Annotated in this window: 19 protein-coding genes; 6 read left to right on the top strand and 13 right to left on the bottom strand. The window is 72.1% G+C overall.

The genetic code is table 11. From position 1 onward, the window contains the following. Window positions 1-2 precede the first annotated feature (2 nt). A complete protein-coding gene (locus ACH4FH_RS16770; RefSeq protein WP_398556577.1) occupies window positions 3-1,280 on the bottom strand; it encodes an extracellular solute-binding protein in 1,278 nt (425 codons plus the stop codon). A 158-nt stretch (window positions 1,281-1,438) separates the two neighbouring features. Next, on the bottom strand, window positions 1,439-2,341 hold the full coding sequence (locus ACH4FH_RS16765; RefSeq protein ID WP_398556576.1) for a universal stress protein: 903 nt from the start codon (window positions 2,339-2,341) through the stop codon (window positions 1,439-1,441). 255 nt (window positions 2,342-2,596) lie between these two features. On the opposite strand from ACH4FH_RS16765, the gene ACH4FH_RS16760 reads away from it, so the two are divergent. Then, the gene (locus ACH4FH_RS16760; protein WP_398556575.1) at window positions 2,597-3,283 is read left to right on the top strand and encodes a CBS domain-containing protein; all 687 of its coding nucleotides are present in this window, start codon (window positions 2,597-2,599) and stop codon (window positions 3,281-3,283) included. Between the two features lie 48 nt (window positions 3,284-3,331). Here ACH4FH_RS16760 and ACH4FH_RS16755 read toward each other — a convergent pair whose 3' ends face one another. Then, window positions 3,332-3,691, bottom strand: a complete 360-nt coding sequence (locus ACH4FH_RS16755; protein ID WP_398556780.1) for an STAS domain-containing protein — start codon at window positions 3,689-3,691, stop codon at window positions 3,332-3,334. 589 nt (window positions 3,692-4,280) lie between these two features. Between ACH4FH_RS16755 and ACH4FH_RS16750 the strand changes: the two genes are divergently transcribed. The 3 genes from ACH4FH_RS16750 (at window position 4,281) to ACH4FH_RS16740 (ending at window position 6,134) form a co-directional block, all read left to right on the top strand. Then, window positions 4,281-4,916, top strand: a complete 636-nt coding sequence (locus ACH4FH_RS16750) for a CBS domain-containing protein (protein WP_398556574.1) — start codon at window positions 4,281-4,283, stop codon at window positions 4,914-4,916. A gap of 31 nt (window positions 4,917-4,947) precedes the next feature. Next, the gene (locus ACH4FH_RS16745; RefSeq protein WP_398556573.1) at window positions 4,948-5,469 is read left to right on the top strand and encodes a flavodoxin domain-containing protein; all 522 of its coding nucleotides are present in this window, start codon (window positions 4,948-4,950) and stop codon (window positions 5,467-5,469) included. Between the two features lie 206 nt (window positions 5,470-5,675). Continuing rightward, window positions 5,676-6,134 (top strand): Crp/Fnr family transcriptional regulator, encoded by a 459-nt coding sequence (locus ACH4FH_RS16740; protein ID WP_398556572.1) that lies wholly within the window; start codon window positions 5,676-5,678, stop codon window positions 6,132-6,134. Between the two features lie 113 nt (window positions 6,135-6,247). Here ACH4FH_RS16740 and ACH4FH_RS16735 read toward each other — a convergent pair whose 3' ends face one another. Further along, window positions 6,248-6,823 carry a hypothetical protein gene (locus tag ACH4FH_RS16735; protein WP_398556571.1) on the bottom strand — a complete coding sequence of 192 codons (576 nt, stop codon included), beginning with the start codon at window positions 6,821-6,823 and terminating at the stop codon, window positions 6,248-6,250. A gap of 194 nt (window positions 6,824-7,017) precedes the next feature. Between ACH4FH_RS16735 and ACH4FH_RS16730 the strand changes: the two genes are divergently transcribed. Further along, window positions 7,018-7,725, top strand: coding sequence for a response regulator (locus tag ACH4FH_RS16730; protein WP_398556570.1), 708 nt, complete (start codon window positions 7,018-7,020; stop codon window positions 7,723-7,725). 43 nt (window positions 7,726-7,768) lie between these two features. On the opposite strand, the gene ACH4FH_RS16725 is transcribed toward ACH4FH_RS16730, so the two are convergent. After that, window positions 7,769-9,487, bottom strand: coding sequence for a GAF domain-containing protein (locus ACH4FH_RS16725; RefSeq protein WP_398556569.1), 1,719 nt, complete (start codon window positions 9,485-9,487; stop codon window positions 7,769-7,771). A gap of 192 nt (window positions 9,488-9,679) precedes the next feature. On the opposite strand from ACH4FH_RS16725, the gene ACH4FH_RS16720 reads away from it, so the two are divergent. Beyond that, a complete protein-coding gene (locus ACH4FH_RS16720) occupies window positions 9,680-10,558 on the top strand; it encodes a universal stress protein (RefSeq protein ID WP_398556568.1) in 879 nt (292 codons plus the stop codon). A gap of 13 nt (window positions 10,559-10,571) precedes the next feature. On the opposite strand, the gene ppk2 is transcribed toward ACH4FH_RS16720, so the two are convergent. From ppk2 to ACH4FH_RS16680, 8 genes are all read right to left on the bottom strand, one after another. After that, complete coding sequence (gene ppk2, locus ACH4FH_RS16715) at window positions 10,572-11,393, bottom strand: polyphosphate kinase 2 (protein WP_398556567.1); 822 nt, start codon at window positions 11,391-11,393, stop codon at window positions 10,572-10,574. Window positions 11,394-11,402: 9 nt separating this feature from the next. Further along, entirely contained in the window at window positions 11,403-12,773 is a 1,371-nt protein-coding gene (locus ACH4FH_RS16710) for a nicotinate phosphoribosyltransferase (protein WP_398556566.1), read from the bottom strand. A 55-nt stretch (window positions 12,774-12,828) separates the two neighbouring features. Then, window positions 12,829-13,125 (bottom strand): DUF1876 domain-containing protein, encoded by a 297-nt coding sequence (locus tag ACH4FH_RS16705; RefSeq protein ID WP_398556565.1) that lies wholly within the window; start codon window positions 13,123-13,125, stop codon window positions 12,829-12,831. A gap of 176 nt (window positions 13,126-13,301) precedes the next feature. Then, the gene (locus tag ACH4FH_RS16700) at window positions 13,302-14,039 is read right to left on the bottom strand and encodes a helix-turn-helix domain-containing protein (protein WP_398556564.1); all 738 of its coding nucleotides are present in this window, start codon (window positions 14,037-14,039) and stop codon (window positions 13,302-13,304) included. 131 nt (window positions 14,040-14,170) lie between these two features. Beyond that, entirely contained in the window at window positions 14,171-15,058 is an 888-nt protein-coding gene (locus ACH4FH_RS16695; RefSeq protein WP_398556563.1) for a universal stress protein, read from the bottom strand. A gap of 376 nt (window positions 15,059-15,434) precedes the next feature. After that, on the bottom strand, window positions 15,435-16,637 hold the full coding sequence (locus ACH4FH_RS16690; protein WP_398556562.1) for an acyltransferase family protein: 1,203 nt from the start codon (window positions 16,635-16,637) through the stop codon (window positions 15,435-15,437). Between the two features lie 111 nt (window positions 16,638-16,748). Then, entirely contained in the window at window positions 16,749-17,423 is a 675-nt protein-coding gene (locus ACH4FH_RS16685) for a TetR/AcrR family transcriptional regulator (RefSeq protein ID WP_398556561.1), read from the bottom strand. Between the two features lie 60 nt (window positions 17,424-17,483). Further along, a complete protein-coding gene (locus ACH4FH_RS16680; protein WP_398556779.1) occupies window positions 17,484-18,740 on the bottom strand; it encodes an NAD(P)/FAD-dependent oxidoreductase in 1,257 nt (418 codons plus the stop codon). Window positions 18,741-18,785 lie beyond the last annotated feature (45 nt).

Here is an 18,785-nt window from a genome sequence, read left to right as displayed (position 1 = left end):
CGTCAGGACGAGCCGTCCGCCGCGTCCTCCGCGGCGCCCGCCGTCGCCTGCAGGGTGTCGAGCAGCTGCCGGGGGTTGCCGTCCGCCGTGACCGCCTGCCCGATCCGCCGCCGTACGGCGTCCCGGACCGTTGGCCACGAACTCCTGCCCACCGGCGGGAATTCAGCCTTCGGCATCTGGTCGAGGAACTCCCACAGCGGACGCTGTGACGCCTGTGCCCGCAGCGACTCGGACCCGGAGACCGTCACCGGCAACGTTCCCTGGCCCGCGGCGAACCGCGTGGCCACCTGCTTGCTGTAGAGGAAGCTCAGGAACGCTCCGCACTGCGCGCGATGCCCGTTGCGGCGGAAGGCCATCAGCCAGTCGCTGAGTCCCAGCGGCGGCGCGGTTCCTCCGCTGCGCCGGGGAAAGGCGGCGTGCCCGTAAGGCAGCCGGGCGTGCTCGGCTGCCTTGATCAGGACGGGGTGCGCGGTCATCATCCCGACCTCCCCCTTGAGGAAGGCCGCATAGGCAGGGGTGCGGCTGAACCGTGCGGGGTCGGAGCCGGCCAGTCCGGGCGCCACGAGCCGGCTCCGCACCCAGCTCAGCGCCTCGACGTTCTCCTCCCGTGCGAAGTCGTATCCGGACGGACTCGCGCAGCCGCCGCCCGCCGCGAGCATCCATGCCATGGCCTCGTCCTCGGCCGCTTCGGGGCCGAATTGCAGTCCGTACGGTGTCCGCACCCCGCTCGCTTTCAGCGCGACGGCGGCTTCGTGCAGCGCGGACCACGAGGTGGGAGGGCCGCTGATACCCGCCCGTTCGAACAGCCGCTTGTTGTAGAAGAGCCGGGGCGTGCTGGCGAGGAACGGTATGCCGTACTGGGTGAAGTCGACCTCGCCGGCCCGCGCGAAGGAGGTGATGAAGTCGGCCTGGGCGGGGATGCTGAACAGCTCTTCGGCGCCGTAGAGCTGATGGGCCCCGGCGTAGTCGGCGAAGACGTACGACTGGGCGATGTCGGGCGCCTGCCCGCTCCTGACCCGCCGGGCCAGGGTCCGCTCGATCTCCCCGATGGGTACGAGTTCGAGGTCGATCGTGATGGCCGGGTGCTTCTTCTCGAAGGCGCGGATGGCCGTGTGCCACTGGTCGACGATCGAGGAGCCCACGCTCTTGCCGTAGCTCGCCGCCAGCACCTTGAGGGTGACGTTCCGGTCGGCCGCCTCCCCGGATCCGCAGCCTGTGAGTCCGAGCGCCGCCGCGCCCGCCATACCGGCCGTACGGGAGAGAAAGTGCCGTCGACGCACCGTAGTTGCCACCTTTGCCTGAGCTGCCCGTGGGGGATGAGGGGCCAACGGTACGCGCACGATGGCACATTGTGCCAAGCGGGCGTGGGGTGCCATTCCGGTGGGGGTGGGGAGCAGGCCGCCGTCAGGGAGGGCTCGGCCGCTGTGGCCCTGGGCCTTCAGGTGTGCGGGACGACGGCGACCGGGGCCGGGCAGTGGTGCAGCACGGCGTGCGCGGTGTGTCCGATGCGTGGCGCCCCGGCCCACGGTCGGGTCGTGCGCCGGCCGATGACGACGAGCCCGGCCGTGGCTCCGGCCTCCACCAGATGATGCGCGGAGTTACCGATCACCGACTGCTCGATCACCTCGACGCCGGGGTACTTCTCCCGCCACGGGCCGAGCGCGGCCCGCATCTCCTCGGTCTCCTGTACCGCCATGTCCGCCTGCCAGTTCTGCTCCGCGCCGACGCCGTAGGCGAAGAAGGCCGGCGGACTCCAGCCGTGGATCACCTGGAGCGGAGCCGCGCGCACCGCCGCCGCCTCGTAGGCGAACCGGATCACCTCGTCACAGGGCCGGCTGAGGTCGAGGCCCAGCGCCACCGGCCGGTAGGGCATGGTCGACGGTGCCTGGTCGTCGGAGGCGAAACGGTGCTCCTCCTCGTCCGTGGTTCCGGCGCGTACGAGGACCACCGGCCGCTCGGTGTGCGCGACGACGCTCATCGCGACGGAACCGACGAAGAATCCGGCCAGGCCGCCGATCCCCGCGGTGCCGACGGCCAGCAGCTCGGCGTCCCGGGCGACATCGCACAGCATCTCCGAGGGCGGGCCTGCGAGGTGGTCCGCGGTGATGCTCAACTCCGGGTGGCGTCGGCGCAGTTCGGCCGCGGCCTCGCGCGCCACGCGCTCGGACCACAGCCGGGGGGCGTCCGCCCCCACCGGCGGGGCGTGCGCATACGGCTGCCACTCCCACGCGTGCACGAGGCGCAGCGGCAGCTCCCTGCGCCGCGCCTCCCGGGCGCCCCATTCCGCGGCGGCGAAGCCGGCTGCCGAGCCGTCGAGTCCGACGGTCACAGGGCGGGTCATGGCGCACCTCCGTGGAGAGCGTGGGGTGGTGCTCTCTCCACGGTCGTCCGGTGTGGCCGGGACGGTCAGGGGCCGCAGGGCCTTTTCGCGGACCGACCGGCCCCGTCGGACGGAAGCCGGACGGTGCGGCGGCGCCCCCTCCCCCGACCGGCCGGGGGAGGGGGCCGGACGGCCCCTGTCAGGTGCTGTCCGCCGAAACCACGCTGGGAGGTGGGACAGCCTGCCGGGGCCGGTGGTCCGTATCGAGGAGGCATCATGCGGCACACCCCGCACATCGTCAGCGACGTGATGACACAGACCGTGGTTGCCATCGGACAGGACGCACGGTTCAAGGAGATCGTCGAGACCATGGAGCAGTGGAAGGTGAATGCGCTGCCCGTCCTGGCCGGTGAGAGCCGGGTCGTCGGTGTCGTCTCCGAGACAGACCTGTTGCCCGTGGAGGAGTTCGACGGGTCCACGCCGAAACGCCTGGAGCGGCTGCGACGCCTGGACGACATGCGCCAGGCCGGAGCATTGACGGCCGGTGAGCTGATGAGCACGCCCGCCCTCACCGTCCATGCCGACGCAACCCTCGCGCAGGCGGCACGGACGATGGCACGCAAGGCCGTCAAGCGGCTGCCGGTGGTGGACGCCGAGGGGGTGCTGCACGGCATCGTCAGCCGTGCCGATCTGCTGAAGGTTTTCCTGCGCTCCGACGAGGACCTCGCGGAGGAGATCCGCAGGGACGTGGTCGGCCACCTGTTCGCGGTCTCCCGCGGGCAGTTGCGGGTTGCCGTCTCCGACGGGGTGGTCGCCCTCAGCGGCCAGGTCCGGGACACCTCGCTGATACCGGTTGCGGCCCGCCTCATCCGGGCGGTGGAGGGGGTCGTGGACGTCGAGTTCGACGTCACGGGACCGGTGTCCACACAAATGGGTCCGCCGGTCACCGGCCCGCAGGTCTGACCCCGGGGGTGCTACGAGCACCGGGGGGCACGTACCGGTCGGGAGGGCTCAGCCGTGCCGGGGCGCCGGCGTGGTGGCAGCTCGTGACCGCAGGCGGCTGACGCTGTCGGCGGCCCGTCGGGCGGCCGGCGGGACCGCGTCGAGTACCTCGAAGCTGTCGCCCAGGCCGACGGCGCGCAGGGTCCGCACGAAGCGCGGGTCGGTGATGACCAGGGCCAGCCGGCCGCCGCGTTCCCGTGCCCTGCGCCGGGCGCGGCACAACACCCCGATGCCGCTGCAGTCCAGGAACGTCAGCCGCGCCAGGTCGACCACCAGGTCAGGACTTGGCTCGGACGTCAGGGCGTCGAGGTGTTCGGCGGTGGAAGCGGCGCTCAGCATGTCCAGTTCCCCCTGGAGCCGCACGACCATGGGCGTCGGCGGGCGGCTCTCACGCGCGCCCCTCGTCGGCTCCCTCAGCATGTCCTCACCCGTTCGTCTCGTCCGGCAGCACGGTCCAGGCCGCTGGCTACATGGAAGAACGCGGACTGTTCCGTGACGAGTGCCGGACGGGCCCGGCCGATAGGGACCTTCGGCCCTTTCTGGCGTTGCCAGGTCCTGGTGGCGCCAATTCCGGCGGCCGCGTGCCCCCCGTGCGTAGGAGGCAGCCGCGTGGGTCGGGACCGGTCGGTCCCGGGACGTGTCCCGGGCGGCCCTGTGAGCCGGGCGTGCGGTGTCCGACGCTGGGGGCACGATCCCGTGAAGGAGGGACCGCGATGCCGCCCATCGCCTTCGGCTCCCGCGAGGCCGTCGCCAGGACGGCCCGTCCGGCCGTGCCTGGCGAACCGGCGGCGCGGCCACCTGACGGTATGTCGGGCGGCCCCGTCGGGCGTGCGGCCCGTGAGCCTGCCGACTGCCCTGTCGCCGTGCGCCCCGTCGTGGAACGGGCCATGGCACGCTGCGGCCCGGGTGCCCACCGGAGCGGGTGTGAGCCGGGAGAAGGCGCGTGATGAAACGGCGGATGGTGGGCACTGTGATGACCGGCGACGTCGTGCCGGCGCGTGACACGACCCCGCGTGCGGTGCTCGAACGCTGGCTGGCCGAGTACGACATCAGCGGCCTGCCGGTCGTGGACGCCGACGACAAGGTGATCGGTGTCGTCTCCGCGACGGACCTGCGGCGCTCCGGGCGACGGACCGGCCGCGCGGGGCCGCCGAGCACCGGCGAGTTGATGTCCGCCCCGGCCATCACCATTCGCGCCGACGACTCGGTCGTCCGGGCCGCCCGTGTCATGGCCGAGCGAGGCATCGAGCGGCTGCCGGTCGTCGACGAGGAGGCCCGGCTGATCGGCATCGTCACCCGCCGCGACCTGCTGCGGATCTTCTTCCGTCCGGACGCCGAACTCCGCGACGAAGTGCTGGACGAGGTGATGGTCCGAGCCCTGTGGCTGAGCCCGCACAGCGTCGACGTCGTGGTCCGCGGCGGTGTGGTGATGCTCAGCGGGGCCTTGGAGAACAGCGGGGACGTGGCCGTCGCGGTGCAGATGACGCGTCAGATCGACGGCGTGCTCGGGGTCGTCAACCGGCTCACGCACCGCCGTGAAGCGGCGCACCGGCATGCCGACCACGCGCCCGACCACGCCCCTCACCACATATGACAGCCCCCGATCGAGTAAGAGGTGCAGCGCGATGACCACCGACGACCGACGCGTGCTGATCGTCTACGGCAGCAGGAACGGCTCGACCGCGGAGATCGGCCGGTGGATCGGGCATGAGCTTCGGGAACGGGGCCTCGCCGTGGAGGTGCGGAACGTGGCCGACGCGCCGGACGACATCTCCGCGTACGACGCGGTGGTGCTTGGCGCAGGGGTCTACTTGGGCCGCTGGCACCGTGACGCCAGGCGTTTCGCCCGTCGGCACCGCCAGGCGCTGGGCAGCGTGCCCGTCTGGCTGTTCAGCAGCGGACCGCTGGACACCTCGTGCGACGAGCGGGAGGTGCCGGCCGTGCCCGGTGTGGCCCGGCTCGCCCTCCGGTTGGACGCCCGCGGCCACGCCACGTTCGGCGGCAGGCTCGCCCCGGGGGCGCGGGGCTATGTCGCACGCCAGATCCTCCGCGAGGGCAAGGGCGGCGACTTCCGCAACGAGGAGGCCATCCGCGCCTGGGCGCGGGGCGTCGCCACCGAGCTCGCGTGGGAGCCGCTGGCGCTCTGACGCGGGCACGGGAGGGGCGTCAACGGGCAGTGCGGCACGCCGCGGGCAGCGGTGGAGGGACTCGGGGCGGCCGCGGCAACCCCGGTGGAGGATCAGGACCGTGCGGCGTCGCGGAACTCTGCATATCGTTCACGGCAGGTGCCGTGACGACGGTCCGACGTCCCGGTCTCCCGGGTCGCGGCGGCCGCCGGTGGACGGAGGACCGTATGCCAAGGACCAGGACCTTGCTCGACGTGCTGCCCGCCGAGGGAGGCGAGCGGCTGGCCCCGGTCACCCGCGAGGTCTCGCTGCCGAGGGGTACCCGTCTCTTCGAGGAGGGGCGCCGCGCGGACCGGTTCTGGGTCGTCCGCACCGGCCAGGTCGTGCTCGACCAGCATGTCCCCGGGCGCCGTGCCGCGATCGTCGAGACGCTCGGCCGTGGCGACCTGCTGGGCTGGTCGTGGCTGTTCCCGCCGTATCTGTGGCACCTGGGAGCGGAAACCGTCGGGCCGGTGGACGCCGTGGAGTTCGACGCCGCGGCGGTGCGCTCGCTGTGCGAGACGGACCACGAGCTGGGGAGCGCGATCTACCGCTACGTCGCGGAAACCGTCGCGGACCGGCTGCACAGCACCCGCGTCCGCCTGATGGAGCTGTACGGCCCCCCGGGCAGCGTGGACGACCGATGAGCGGGCGGGGCGCGCCGGGCGCCCTCGTGGGGTCCTTCATCGGTCCGGACTCCGTAGGTCCGGGCGTCGCGACACCAGGGCGCTCCGCGACCTCCCCCGCCGCGCCCGGGGGCTCACGGCTGCCGGTGGCCCCACTGCGTACCCGCTTCGGCCCATTCCCGCTCCCACTGCCCGTACCGCCTGCGGTTGAGGAGGTACGCGCTGCCTCGCTCCGCGCCGAGGAGCAGCAGAACCGTGCCGCCCCCGGCCACCGTGCCCAGGGCGATGCTCTCGAACTTCGCCTCCGTGGGGGTGAGCGGATCGCGCAGCAGCGCGCCGTTCGCGTCGACCCAGGCGGTGGTCCGATCGCCGGCGCCGAGCCCAGGCGACACTGCGGTCTCACCCGTCCGCTGCGTCCCGTCGGGCTGCGTCCACCGCACCGTCGCGTGGACCCGGCCTCCCACGCCGCCGGTGGTGTCCACGCCGATCCGTGCCGGTGGATCCTCGGCCAGCACCACCGACACGCTCTGCCGGTCGTCGCTCTGCCGGGCGGTCGCGTCGCCCGCCGCGTCGGCGGCGGTCAGACCCGCGATCGGAGCCGTCACGGCGATCAGCACCCCGGTGGCCAACAGCAGCCACGACTCCGCCACGTCGGACCGGCGCCGGAGCGGGCTGTGCCGCCAGTGCCAGAGGAAGTTCTTGAGGGGCATCGCGCGTCCCCTTTCGCCTGTGACCCCGACCGTCGCACGCCACGGGGCCGGGGAAGAGGGGCCGAACGGCCCTGCCGGTGGCCGGGTGGGCGCGCGCCCGGGGCGGGCACGGACCCGTTCGGCCCTGGCACGCCCCTCCGGCGAAGGCCACGATGGGTGGGCGGGAAGAGGCGTACGACAGGGTGGAGGGCACCATGAGCGAGGCAGGCGCATTCTCACCGCAACGGCCGATCCGGGTCTTCCTGCTGGACGACCACGAAGTGGTCCGCCGCGGTGTGCAGGACCTGCTGGACGCGGAACCCGACATCGAGGTGGTCGGGGACGCGGGCACGGCCGATCACGCGCTGGCCCGGGGCCCCGCGCTGCGGCCGGATGTCGCGGTGCTCGATGTGCGGTTGCCGGACGGCGACGGAATCACCGTCTGCCGCGAGCTGCGCTCGCGAATGCCGGGCCTGGCGTGCCTGATGCTGACCTCCTTCGACGACGACGACGCGCTGCTCGACGCGATCATGGCCGGGGCCGCCGGCTATGTGCTGAAGGAGATCAAGGGGGCGGATCTGGTCGCCGCGGTACGCACCATCGCTTCCGGCCGCTCGATGCTCGATCCGGCGACCACGGCCCGGCTGATGCACAGCCTGCGGGGCGAGGAGGCCGGGGCGCAGCCCGAGGCGGACGCGCTGGCGGGCCTGTCACCGCGGGAGAGGGAGATCCTCGGGCTGATCGGCGAGGGGTTGACGAACCGTCAGATCGGTAAGCGGCTGTATCTGTCCGAGAAGACGGTGAAGAATCACATCTCCCGTCTGCTCGCCAAACTCGGTGTCGAGCGCCGCATCCAGGCCGCGGTCCTCGCGACCCAGTCCGCCCCGCCGCCCGCCACCGGCTCGGGGCCGCACCACTTGTGAAACCCCGTGCGCCCGCGGTTGCTCGCGCGGTCCCGAGGGTGTCTCAGCCCGTGGGGAGGGGAGCGCTCCAGGCCAGGCAGGTGCCGCCCTGCTCCGGCACGTCGACGGTCAGGTCACCGCCGACGCTGAGGGCACGCTTGGCGAGGTTGCTCAGGCCACTGCGACGGCTGTCCGGCGCGATGCCCACACCGTTGTCGGTGACGGTCAGGTTCAGCTTCCCGCCGCGCACGATCAGGGTGACTGCCGCCGCGTCGGCGTGGGCGTGCCGTGCGGTGTTGCTCAGCGCCTCGCCGAGCACCGCCACCACGTGTTCGGCGATCTCCGCCGGCACGTCGGTGTCGATGAGCCCCTCCATGTGCATGGAGGGGGTGAACCCCAGGACGCGGGCCGCCTGTTCCACCGCGTTGACGGCCCGCACCCGCAGTCCGCGGCCGGTCTTGGCGTCGTGGGCGCGCAGCCCGAAGATCGTCGACCGGATGATCTTGATCGTCTCGTCCAGGTCGTCCACCGCGCGCAGCAGCCGCTCGCTCGCCTCGGGGTGGTCCACGAAACGCACCGCGCTCTGCAGCGTCATACCGGTCGCGAAGAGCCGCTGGATCGCCAGGTCGTGCAGGTCGCGGGCGATCCGGTCGCGGTCCTCCAGCAACGCGAACTGCTCGGCTGCCTGGCGCTGTTCGGCCAGTTCCATCGCCAGGGCGGCCTGCCCGGCGAACGTCAGCATCGGCGCGGTCTCCGCCTCGGTGAACGGCTCGCCCCGGTGGAGGCGCGCCAGCAGCAGCACACCGCGCACCCGCTCGCCGGTAATCATCGGGACCGCCACGGCGGGCCCCAGACCCATCCACCGCGGCGGGCCCGCGGTGATGCGGGGGTCGTGCTCGGCGTCGAGGGAGATGAGCGGCTTCCCGGCGTCCAGCGCGGCACCGACGAACGATCCTTCCCGGGGCAGGACCAGTCCGCGGTGTGCCTCGGCGTCGACACCGGACGCCAGCACCACCCGAAGAGCCTCGCCGTCGTCCGAAGGGACGGCGACGACGCCCATGTCCGCCGCGAGAATGCGCAGCGCGTGGTCCACGATCATCCGCAGCACCTGCATCTCGTCGGCCCCGGGCAGCAGACTCGCGATGATCTCGCCGTTGGCCACCAGCCAGCGCTGGCGGTAGCGGGCCTCCTCGTACAGCCGGGCGTTCTCGATGGCGACGCCCGCCGCCACGGCGAGCGTCGACAGCACCGTCTCGTCCCCGGCGTCGAAGGCCCCGCCGCCCCGCTTCTCGGTGAGATACAGATTCCCGAAGACCTTGTCGCGCACCCGGATCGGCACCCCGAGGAACGAGTGCATCGGCGGATGGTTCGCCGGGAAACCGTAGGACGAGGCATGCTCGGACAGCTCCGCGAGCCGCAGCGGCTCGGGGTGGCGGATCAGCTCGCCCAGGATTCCGTGCCCGGCCGGCAGCCGGCCGATGGCCGCGTGCTGCTCGGGGCTGATGCCGACGGTCAGGAACTGCGAGAGCCGGGTGCCCTCACCGACCACGCCCAGCGCGCCGTACTCCGCGTCGACGACCACCACCGCCGCCTCTACGATGCGCCGCAGTACCTGCGGCAGCTCCAGCCCCTTGCCCACCGACAGCACGGCTTCGAGGAGCAGGTGGGACGGTGCGCCGGAACCCTGCTGCACGGCGTCGAGACGTTCTTGCAGGTCGGCCGGCAAGGCGTCCAGCCGCCGCCGTCCCACGCCGTCCCGGTCGGTGCTGCGGTCGTCGGTCACGCTGCCTCCACCGTGGCCCGCGAGGAGCAGGCACGGGCCACAATTCCCACGGTAGACGTCATGAGCGATCCGGCACCTCGGGCAGCTCCCGCAGGCGCCTCTTGGGCCTCTCGGGCCCGCGGCCGAGCCGGTCAGCCCCTGCCCGCCCGCGCCCGGTACGCGCACGCTGGTGGACGGAAGGCGGTGAGCGCGATGCAACTGCCCCTGGTCGTGGGAGTGGACGGATCGGCCCAGGCGCGGCGTGCCCTGGACTGGGCCGTCGACGAGGCGGCGCTCCACGGAGTGCCCCTGCGTCTGGTGTTCGCCTCCAAGTGGGAACGCTACGAAGGGGTGGCGGCGGCAGGCAGCCCGGAGCGTCCCGCCGAGGAGATCTTCGCCGACAACCTCGTCGGAGCCGCCGCCGAACACGCGCACCTGCGGAACGCCGACGTGCCGCTGTCGGTGCAGGTCCTGGCCGAGGACACGGTGACCGCGCTGCTACGGGAGGGCCGCTACGCGTCGGCCCTGATCCTGGGCTCCAAGGGCCGCGGCGAGTTCGCCGACCTGCTGCTCGGATCGGTCAGTCTGGCCGTGTCGGCCCGCGCCAGGTGCCCGGTGGTCGTCGTGCGCGGCGACAAGGCCGCGCTGGACCGGTCGCACGAGCGGATCCTCCTCGGGGTCGGTGACCCGGCCAAGGGGGCGGACGCGGTCCGCTACGCCTTCCGGGAGGCCGAGGCCCGCGGCTGCGCCCTGGACGCCGTACGGCTGTGGCGCTGCCCCGCCCACGAGACCACCGACCACCCGCTGATCGCCGACTACCCCGAGCGCTACCACGAGGAGCAGGCGTCGCTGCTGCTCGACAAGGCGCTGGACGACATCGTCGACGAGCACCCGACGGTCCATCTGCGCCGGGTCACCGCCGAGGGGGCGGCGCACAAACTGCTGGTGCGGCGCTCCGCCGCGGCCGATCTGCTGATCGTCGGGGCGCGGCGTCGCCACGGCCATCACGGACTCCAGCTCGGCCGGGTCGGACACGCCGTCCTGCACCATGCCGAATGCCCCGTCGCGGTCGTACCGCAGGCGCAGGAGTGAGCGCGGGAGCCCCTCACCGCCCGAGCCCGGCCGCGTGATCGGGAACGTAGGACTGCAGGTCCCTGGGCGGCCGTTCGTAGCCGGTGGACGGTGGCCGCTCGGGCAGTTCCAGCGGCGGCACGGCAAGCTCCCGGTAGGGGACGGTCGACAGCAGATGGGCGATCATGTTGATCCGCGCCCGTCGTTTGACGTCGCTCTCGACGACGTACCACGGTGACTCCGAGATGTCCGTGTGCACGAACATCTCGTCCTTCGCCCGGGAGTACGCCTCCCAGCGGGTGATCGATTCGAGGTCCATGGCGGAGAGCTTCCACCGCCGGGTGGGGTCCTCCAGGCGGCGCCGGAACCGCTGCTCCTGCACCGCGTCGCTCACCGAGAACCAGTACTTGCGCAACAGGATCCCGTCCTCGACCAGCATCCGCTCGAAAGCCGGGCACTGGCGCAGGAACCGCTGGTGCTCCTCCTGTGTGCAAAAGCCCATGACCCGCTCGACGCCGGCCCGGTTGTACCAGCTCCGGTCGAACAGCACGATCTCACCGGCCGCCGGCAGGTGCGCGGTGTAGCGCTGGAAGTACCACTGCGTACGCTCCCGTTCGGTGGGGCGCGGCAGGGCCGCGATCCGTGCGATCCGGGGGTTGAGATGCTCGGCGACGCGTTTGATGGTGCCGCCCTTGCCCGCCGCGTCGCGCCCCTCGAAGACGACCACCAGCCGTGCTCCCTCGGCGCGAACCCACTCCTGGAGCTTGACCAGCTCCGTCTGGAGCCGGAGCAGCTCCCGCTCGTACAGCGCCCGCGGCAGCTTCGCCGGCCTGCTGGTGCCCTGCTCTTCCGCCATACGACGAGACTACGGAGAAAACGGCGACCGAGGAGGGGTACCGGGGCCGAACGAGGCAAGGACGGCGCGCTCGATCCGGCGCCGTACGTCCACGGTCAGCGCGGTCAGCGGGTCCGAGACGGCGGCCCGCACCGGCGTCGGCGAACGGACCGCCCTGGCGGAGTCCGGCAGGTCCGCGACGTCCGCCGCGAGCCGCTGCCGGGCGTCCTCCAGCCGGTCACGGGGTGTGCTGCGCTCCCCGTCGCGCATCAGTGTCGCCAGCAGCGGCGCGCTGCCGGAGACGGGCGGCTCGTCGGCCAGCGCGATCACATCGGCGCACCCAGGAGCGCGGTAGACCTGCTTGCTCCCCGGGGCCGTCACCTTCGCCGAGGACAGCTTCATCACCGGCCGGCCGTCGTACGCGACGAGCTTGTACGCCGAGTCCAGATACGGCGCGTCGGCGCTGACACCGACCCGCGTGCCGACGGCGTAGTCGTCGATCGGGGCGCCCGCCCGCACGAGATCGTGCACCGCGTACTCGTCCAGTCCACCGCTGGCGATGATGCGCACCTGGGGCAGGTCCGCGCTGTCCAGCATGCCGCGCGCATGCGCCGCGAGCGCTCCGAGGTCACCGCTGTCCAGTCGGATCGCGGAACCCTCCACGCGGTCCAGCGCGTGCAGCACGCGGGCAGCCGCCGCGACCCCGGATTCGGTGTCGTAGGTGTCCACCAGCAGCGTCAGGGGCCCGGGGTGGGCGCGCGCGAAGGCGGAGAACGCCTGCTCCTCGTTCTCGAACGCCTCGACGTACGAGTGCGCCATGGTCCCGACGGCCGGGAGGTGTTCGGCGTAGGCCGCCGCCACGTTGCTGGTGCCCGCGAAACCGGCCATGGAGCTCAACCGCGCCGCCTGGAAGCCGGCCTCGGCCCCGTGGGTGCGCCGCAGCGAGAAATCCACCACCGGATGCCCCTCCGCGGCGATGACACACCGGACACACTTGGAGGCGATGGCCGTCTGATGGCTGAGCTGGTTGAGCAGATAGGTCTCCACGAGCTGGGCCTGGGGGAGCGGAGCGGTGACCTCCAGGAGGGGCTCCCCGGCCAGTACCACCCGGCCCTCGGGCACGGCCCGTACCTCTCCGGTGAAGCGCATGTCCCGCAGCGGCGCCAGGTCCTCGACGGGCCGCCGCAGCGTCTCGGCGAAGGCTTCGATGTCCTCGGTCCCGATGTGGAAGCCGGCGAGGTATTCCAGCGCCGACTCGACGCCGCCGGCGATCAGGAAGCCACGCTCCCGCGGCAGCTCACGGACGAAGCAACTGAAGGTGGCCGGCCGCGTCATGCCCTCACGCAGATAGGAGAGGGCCATGGTCACTTCGTACAGGTCGGTGGTGGTCGCCTCCGACATCGACGGCTCCTTCCCGGACCCGTCCGGTGCGGGCCCTCCACCGGTTCGCCGGCGCTCAGGACATCGCGTCGGTCCAGCCGTAGGCGGTCCGCCGGTCGACGGGCGCCCCGGCCCCGACGCTCTCCAGATCGCGGTCGGCCACCCGCATCAGCTGCCCGGCCAGATGCTCCATCGCCCGGCCGGCCGCCAACTCGTCGCCGATCTCGGGCACGTCGAGATCCTCGGGATTGCAGCGTGCCGTGCCCTGTCCGGTGAGGCTCTGGGTTCCGATGTCCAGCACGGCTCGTGCCCTCGTCGTCCCGTCCTCCTCGGAGAGGTGCAGCCGGACGCTCCACTCCACTGTCTTTCGCATGATCCGTCTCCGCTTCCTCCCCCGGTCGGTCGTCCCGGTCACGCCCTCCCCGTCCCTGGCCGGACGCCGGGGTGCACGCTCCGCTTCCCCGGCCGGCCCCCTTCCACTGTGTGCGCCCCCGGCAGCGGCAGGGCAGGGGCCAAAGGTCCCCGAAGCGGGCCGGCGTCCGGACGCCCTCACACCGCCGACACGTGGTGGCCTGCCGCCGAGGGGCCGCCGGACGGGGTGGCGAGGCCCAGGACGCGGATCCGGCGCCCGGTGATACGGGCGGGGCGCATGACGATCCACTGCTGGCGCCCGCCGCCCACCCAGGGCGCCGTGAAGGCGTACTCCTCCAGCGCGAGGATGTCGTCGAGATCGGTGACCACATGGGCGGGGCCCACAGCCAGCACGCTCCAGCCCTGACTGAACGCGTCGTCGATGTGATCGACTTCCAGAGCGACCTCCTTGCCCGACGCCTCGGCGGGGCCGCTTCCCGGGGCGGTGCGGTAGGCGATCCGGTCACCGGCGACCGTGTAGTTGATCGGGAACACGGCGGGCTCCCCGTCGACGGTCAGTGCCACTCTGCCCACACCGTGCGTGGAGAGCCGCTCCCGGCACTCGTCGAGGCTCAGTTCCAGCAGCTGGGGGCGGTTGCCGGCCCGGCCGAAGCCCTCGGGCAGCTCCGCCGTCCCGCCGGTCAGCTCCTCCACGGTGGTCTGCAGCGCGTGCGCGAGGCGCAGCATGAAGCCGATTCCGGGGGTCGCCGCGCGCTCCTCCACGTACTGGAGATAGCCGGGCGCCGCCGCGGCCCTGGCCGCCACCTCTTCGCGGGTCAGCCCCAGCTGCTGACGGCGGTAGGCCGCCCGGCGGCCCAGGTCGGCCCGGCCTGCGGGGGCCGGCCCGAGCGGGGGGCCGGTCTCGTGGTTGATCATCGTGTGCACATCCCTTCATGGGTGCGGGGGACAGCGGCCTTTGCACCCAGACTGTGGCGGGCAGGGAGTCCGGCACAGGGCCGGTCGGCCCACACCGGGGTGGCCGCCGTGCCCCACCCCACCGGCACCGCTCACTCGTGGGGGATCACCGCGACCGGGCACGGGGCGTGGTGCACGGCCGCCTGCACCATGTGGCCGATGCGGGGAGCCAGCAGATGCCGCTTGTGCCGGCGGCCGACGACGAGCAGGCCGGCGCCCTCGGCGTCCCGCAGGAGCGCCTGCGCGGGGCTCACCGGCTCCACCCGCTCGTCCACCCGGACGTCCGGGTACTTCTCCCGCCACAGGGCCAGGGCGTCGCCCAGCTCCCCCTGCGCGTCCTTCGTCACTTCCTCCACCACGTACGGCTCCACGCCGCCACCGCGGTTGTACGCGTGTGCCGGGAGGTGCCTGCCGTGCACCGCACGCAGGACCGAGCCGTGCCGCTCGGCACTGGCGAACGCGAAGTCGAGCATCGCGTCGCACGGTTCGTGCAGGCTCACCCCGACCACCACATCGCCCTCCGGGGCGGTCGCCGCGGCGTTCTGCCGCGCCCGGACCAGCACCGTGGGGGTGGCGACGTGCGCCACCACCTTCAGGCCGATCTCGCCGAGGGTGTAGCGCGACACCGGGCCCAGGTCGCGTGAGCCGAGCACCAGCAGATCCGACTGCTCGGCGGCGTCCTGCAGAGCCTTGAACGCGTCCTCGGCGACCAGTTCCTGGTCCACCGGCAGGTCGGGGTGGCGCTCCAGGATGGCCGCACGGGCGTCGTCGAGGAACCGGTGCGGCCAGTAGTTGCGGTCCTTTACGTCGGTGGGCGGCGGCTCGTCAGCGGTGTGCGGTGCCGGTTCGGACGCGAGCATGACCCACGCGTGCAGCAGGCGCAGCCGCACTTTCCGCAGGTCCGCTTCCCGCGCCGCCCACAGCGCGGCGGACAGCGCCTCGGGCGTACCGTCCAGACCGACGGTGATGACGTCCTTCATGGCTCGCTCCGTTTCTGCCGACCGGCCGTGCCTGCCGAGAACCGGTACGGCGCTCGCCGCGCTCCCGGGGCTGCACCTGGCCGATTCCCGGGGAGCACCAGGGCGCTTTCCTTGCTACCTCAAGGGTGGCGGAGTCCCCTCAGGGTCCGGCATGAGCCACTTGGCCCCTACCGAGGACGGCGGGCCCACGGCATGCGTGGCGGCGGACTGCCTCACCGGCCTGTCGGACCCGGACCCGACCGCTTCGACCTGGACGAATTCCGCCGTGCCGACGAGAACTCGCCGCCCAGCCGGCCCCCGAACTGACCGAGTGGCCGATCGACCACTTCTGAGTCCCCTGCGAGGGCGCGTACGCGGATGCCGTCACCGACGGTACTCACAGCACACGATCAGCTCGCGGCAGGGAACGCACGGCGTAAGCGACGGCCCAGCACAGCGGTATGGCGAGGGCGGCGACACACGCGAACTTGGCGGCTGCCGGGGCGTGCAGCCAACGGAAGGCGAACCCGAGCCCGACGAGCACGGGCGCGTGGATCACGTAGACCGCGAAGGCGTGGCGGGACAGGAACGCGGCGGTGGCCCCCTGCCGGTTGAGGCGTTCACGGAAGAAGACGGTCAGGCCCGTGACCATTCCCACGGCGAATGTCGACTCCCAGGCGGCCGAGACCAGCGACTGCCAGGTGCCGTGCCCGTCGAGCGCCCCTACGTCGACGGTGGTGACGATGGGGAGGTACGCGAGCGTGGCGCCGGTGGCGACGGCGAAGCCCACACGGCCGGCAACCCGGGAGAGGGACTGTGCCCAGCCACGACGGTAGGCGAGCACCCCGAGCACGAAGAAACTCGCGTACTGCGGCAGGAAGCTGGGGGTGGGCAGGCCGACGAAGGGGACGTAGGTGCCGTTCGGTACGGCGAAGCGCCACAGGTACGTGGCCAGGGCGAGCGCGACGGTATAGGCGACGATGGGGAGGGGCCGCAGGGGGCGCGAGGCCCGAACGGTGTCGCGACGGGTTTCCCCGGAGTCGGGCAGGCGGTGCGCGCCACGGCGGCGGACGAGGGCGTAGAGCACGGCGAAGACGAGGAGCACCTCGACGAACCAGAGTGGTCCGGCGTCCCAACTCAGCACGTAGTAAATCCAGTACGGAAGGGACTCACCGCGCTCGGCGAAGGATGCCCGCAGCTCGGCGTACCCGCTGAAGCCCGTCAGGGGACGTATCAGCAGCAGGAAGGCGAGCAGGGGGACACCGAGCCGCTTGAGCCGGTCCCGGAAGAACGGCCGCGCGCCCTTGCGGTCGTACGAGGCCGGCGTGAAGTACCCGGCGATCATGAAGAAGAACCCCATGAAGAACGCCTGGTTGAACATGACGAAGACATCCAGGAGCAGCCCGGAGCCGTCCTTGGCGGGCTCGGTGTAGTACCAGGCGGGGATGTTGCCGTAGGTGACGGCGGTGTGGTGCAGCACGACGAGCGCCGTCAGCGCGATGCGCAGATTGTCGATATACAGCATCCGGAGGCGCCCCGGCCCCGCGGAGGTCGGCTCGGGCCCGGCCTTGATGGCCGTGCGTTCCAGTTCGTCTGTCATGGAATGTTCCCCCGTTGAACACAGTTCGGTTGAGTGCAGTGCAGTGCAGTGCAGTGCAGTGCAGTGCAGCGCAGTGCGGTTGAGCGCCGCGCCCTTCGCGCGCGCTGCGATTCAGTGGTGCTCGCGGCCGCCCACGCGCGTGGCGTGCTCGAAGATGCCGGCGAGTTCGCGAGCGTGAGCGGCCAAGTCATGCTCGGGATGGGCGCTCCAGTACGCGAACATGTCGTCGATCCCGGCCTGGAGGCTGACGGCCATGACGCGGACGTCGAACGCGCGGAATTCGCCGCTTTGTTGGCCCTTCAGGAAGACCTTCTCCAACGCGACGTAGAGCGGCTCGCTCGACGCGACGCCGTAGCGCGGGGCTCCCTCGGCGGTGCGGAAGTTGCTGAAGATCTCGCCGAGAGCGGTGAGTTGGGTCCGGTGGCCGAGCATGTACTCGGCCACCGACTCCACATAGATGCGCAGCCAGGCGGACGCGCCGGCCTCCTCGTCCAGCCGGGCCCCGACAAAGGCGCCGATCCCGTCGTAGACCTGCTCGACGAGCCGCTCGATCAACTCACTCTTACCTGCGAAGTGGTACGAGATCACGCCCTTGCTGATCCTCGCCCGCTCGGCGATCCGGGCCAGCGAAGCCTTCGCGAACCCCTGTGCCGCGATGGTCTCGACGGCGGCGTCGATGATCTGGGCGCGACGCGCCTTCTCGATGAACGAGCGTTCCGGCTCCGGCGACTCAGGCGTACCCTCCCCGGCGCCGGACTGGCCGCCGGGATCAATTTTTGACCGCATGGCCAAAACCTTAGACGCATGGCCAACCGGTGTCCAGGCGGCATGTGTTGAGGCGCCCCGTCAGGGCTTCCTCCGGCCCTCGGGTACCCGGGCCAGTTCGGGAGTGGCGGTATCGATCGGCACCGACCCGGAACGGACCAGCCCCAGTTGCACCCCCTGACGGGGCAGCGCGGCGTCCAGCAGCCAGTCCGCGGCGACCCGGACGCGGTTCCCTGGCATCGCCATCAGGTGATAGGCGCGGGTGACCGCGTTGGCCACCGGGCCGGAGAGCGGCACGTGCAGCGGGTTCGCCGCGGCCTGGACGCCTCCCAGGTCGACCATGAACCCCAGGTCGTGGTGCTCGTACCGGCGCAGCTCGCCCTGTCCGCAGGACGCCGCGACGTTGCGGGCCGCGACCTTGCCCTGCCGCTGGGCGTGCTGAGCGGTCATCGGCGTCACCTGGCCCGGCCGGGTCAGGTCCGGTACGGCGGCGGCGTCACCACAGGCGAAGACGCCGGGCCTGCCTGGCACCTGCAGATACGCGTCGACGCACAGCCGTCCCTTGTCGGTGGGCAGCCCCATCGACGCCACGAGCGGGTCGGGACGCACCCCCACGCACCAGATCAGCGACCTGCTGTCCACGAACTCGCCGTCGTCGAGGAGCACGCCCTTCGACGTGGCCTCCTTGACCGACGTGCCGGTACGCACCTCCACGCCGCGGCCGCGCAAGACGTTGTCGGCGGTGCGCGAGAGCCGCTCGTCGAGTTCGGGCAGGACCCGGTCGGCGATGTCCAGCAGGAGCCAGCGGGGCCGGGGGCCGTCGCTCAGCCCGGAGTTCTGCCGGGCCAGGTCATCGGTGAACAGCACACCGTGCGCGGCGACTTCGGTGCCGGTGTACCCCGCGCCGACGACCACGAACGTGGTGCGGGCGGCCCGTTCGTCCGGGTCGTCCGTCGCACCGGCCAGCTCGATCTGGCGGGTGATGTGGTCCCGGAGGTAGAGCGCTTCGGGCATGCCGCGGAACCCGTGGGCGTGCTCGGCGACGCCGGGGAGGGGCAGCAGCTTGTTGACGCTGCCGACGGTCAGGACGAGCCGGTCGTATTCCAGCGAGCCCTCCCGGCCCTCGGGGTCGGTGAAAAGGACCCGGCGGGCGTCGAAATCCACCTCGTCGGCCTGCCCCAGGACCAGACGGACGCCCGGGATTGTCCCGGTGATCGATACCGAGATTCGGCGTGGCTCCAGAATTCCGGCTGCCACTTCCGGCAGCAGCGGTACATACAGAAAGTAGTCGTGCGGGTTGATGAGGACGATTTCGGCCGCGCCCCTGGCCTGCTTCATCAGAGTGCGGGCGCATTCATAACCGGCGAATCCGGCTCCGACGAT

This window comes from Streptomyces sp. NPDC017993 (genome assembly GCF_044328065.1).
Taxonomy (GTDB): Bacteria; Actinomycetota; Actinomycetes; order Streptomycetales; family Streptomycetaceae; genus Streptomyces.
This window is presented reverse-complemented; position numbering and strand designations above follow the sequence as displayed.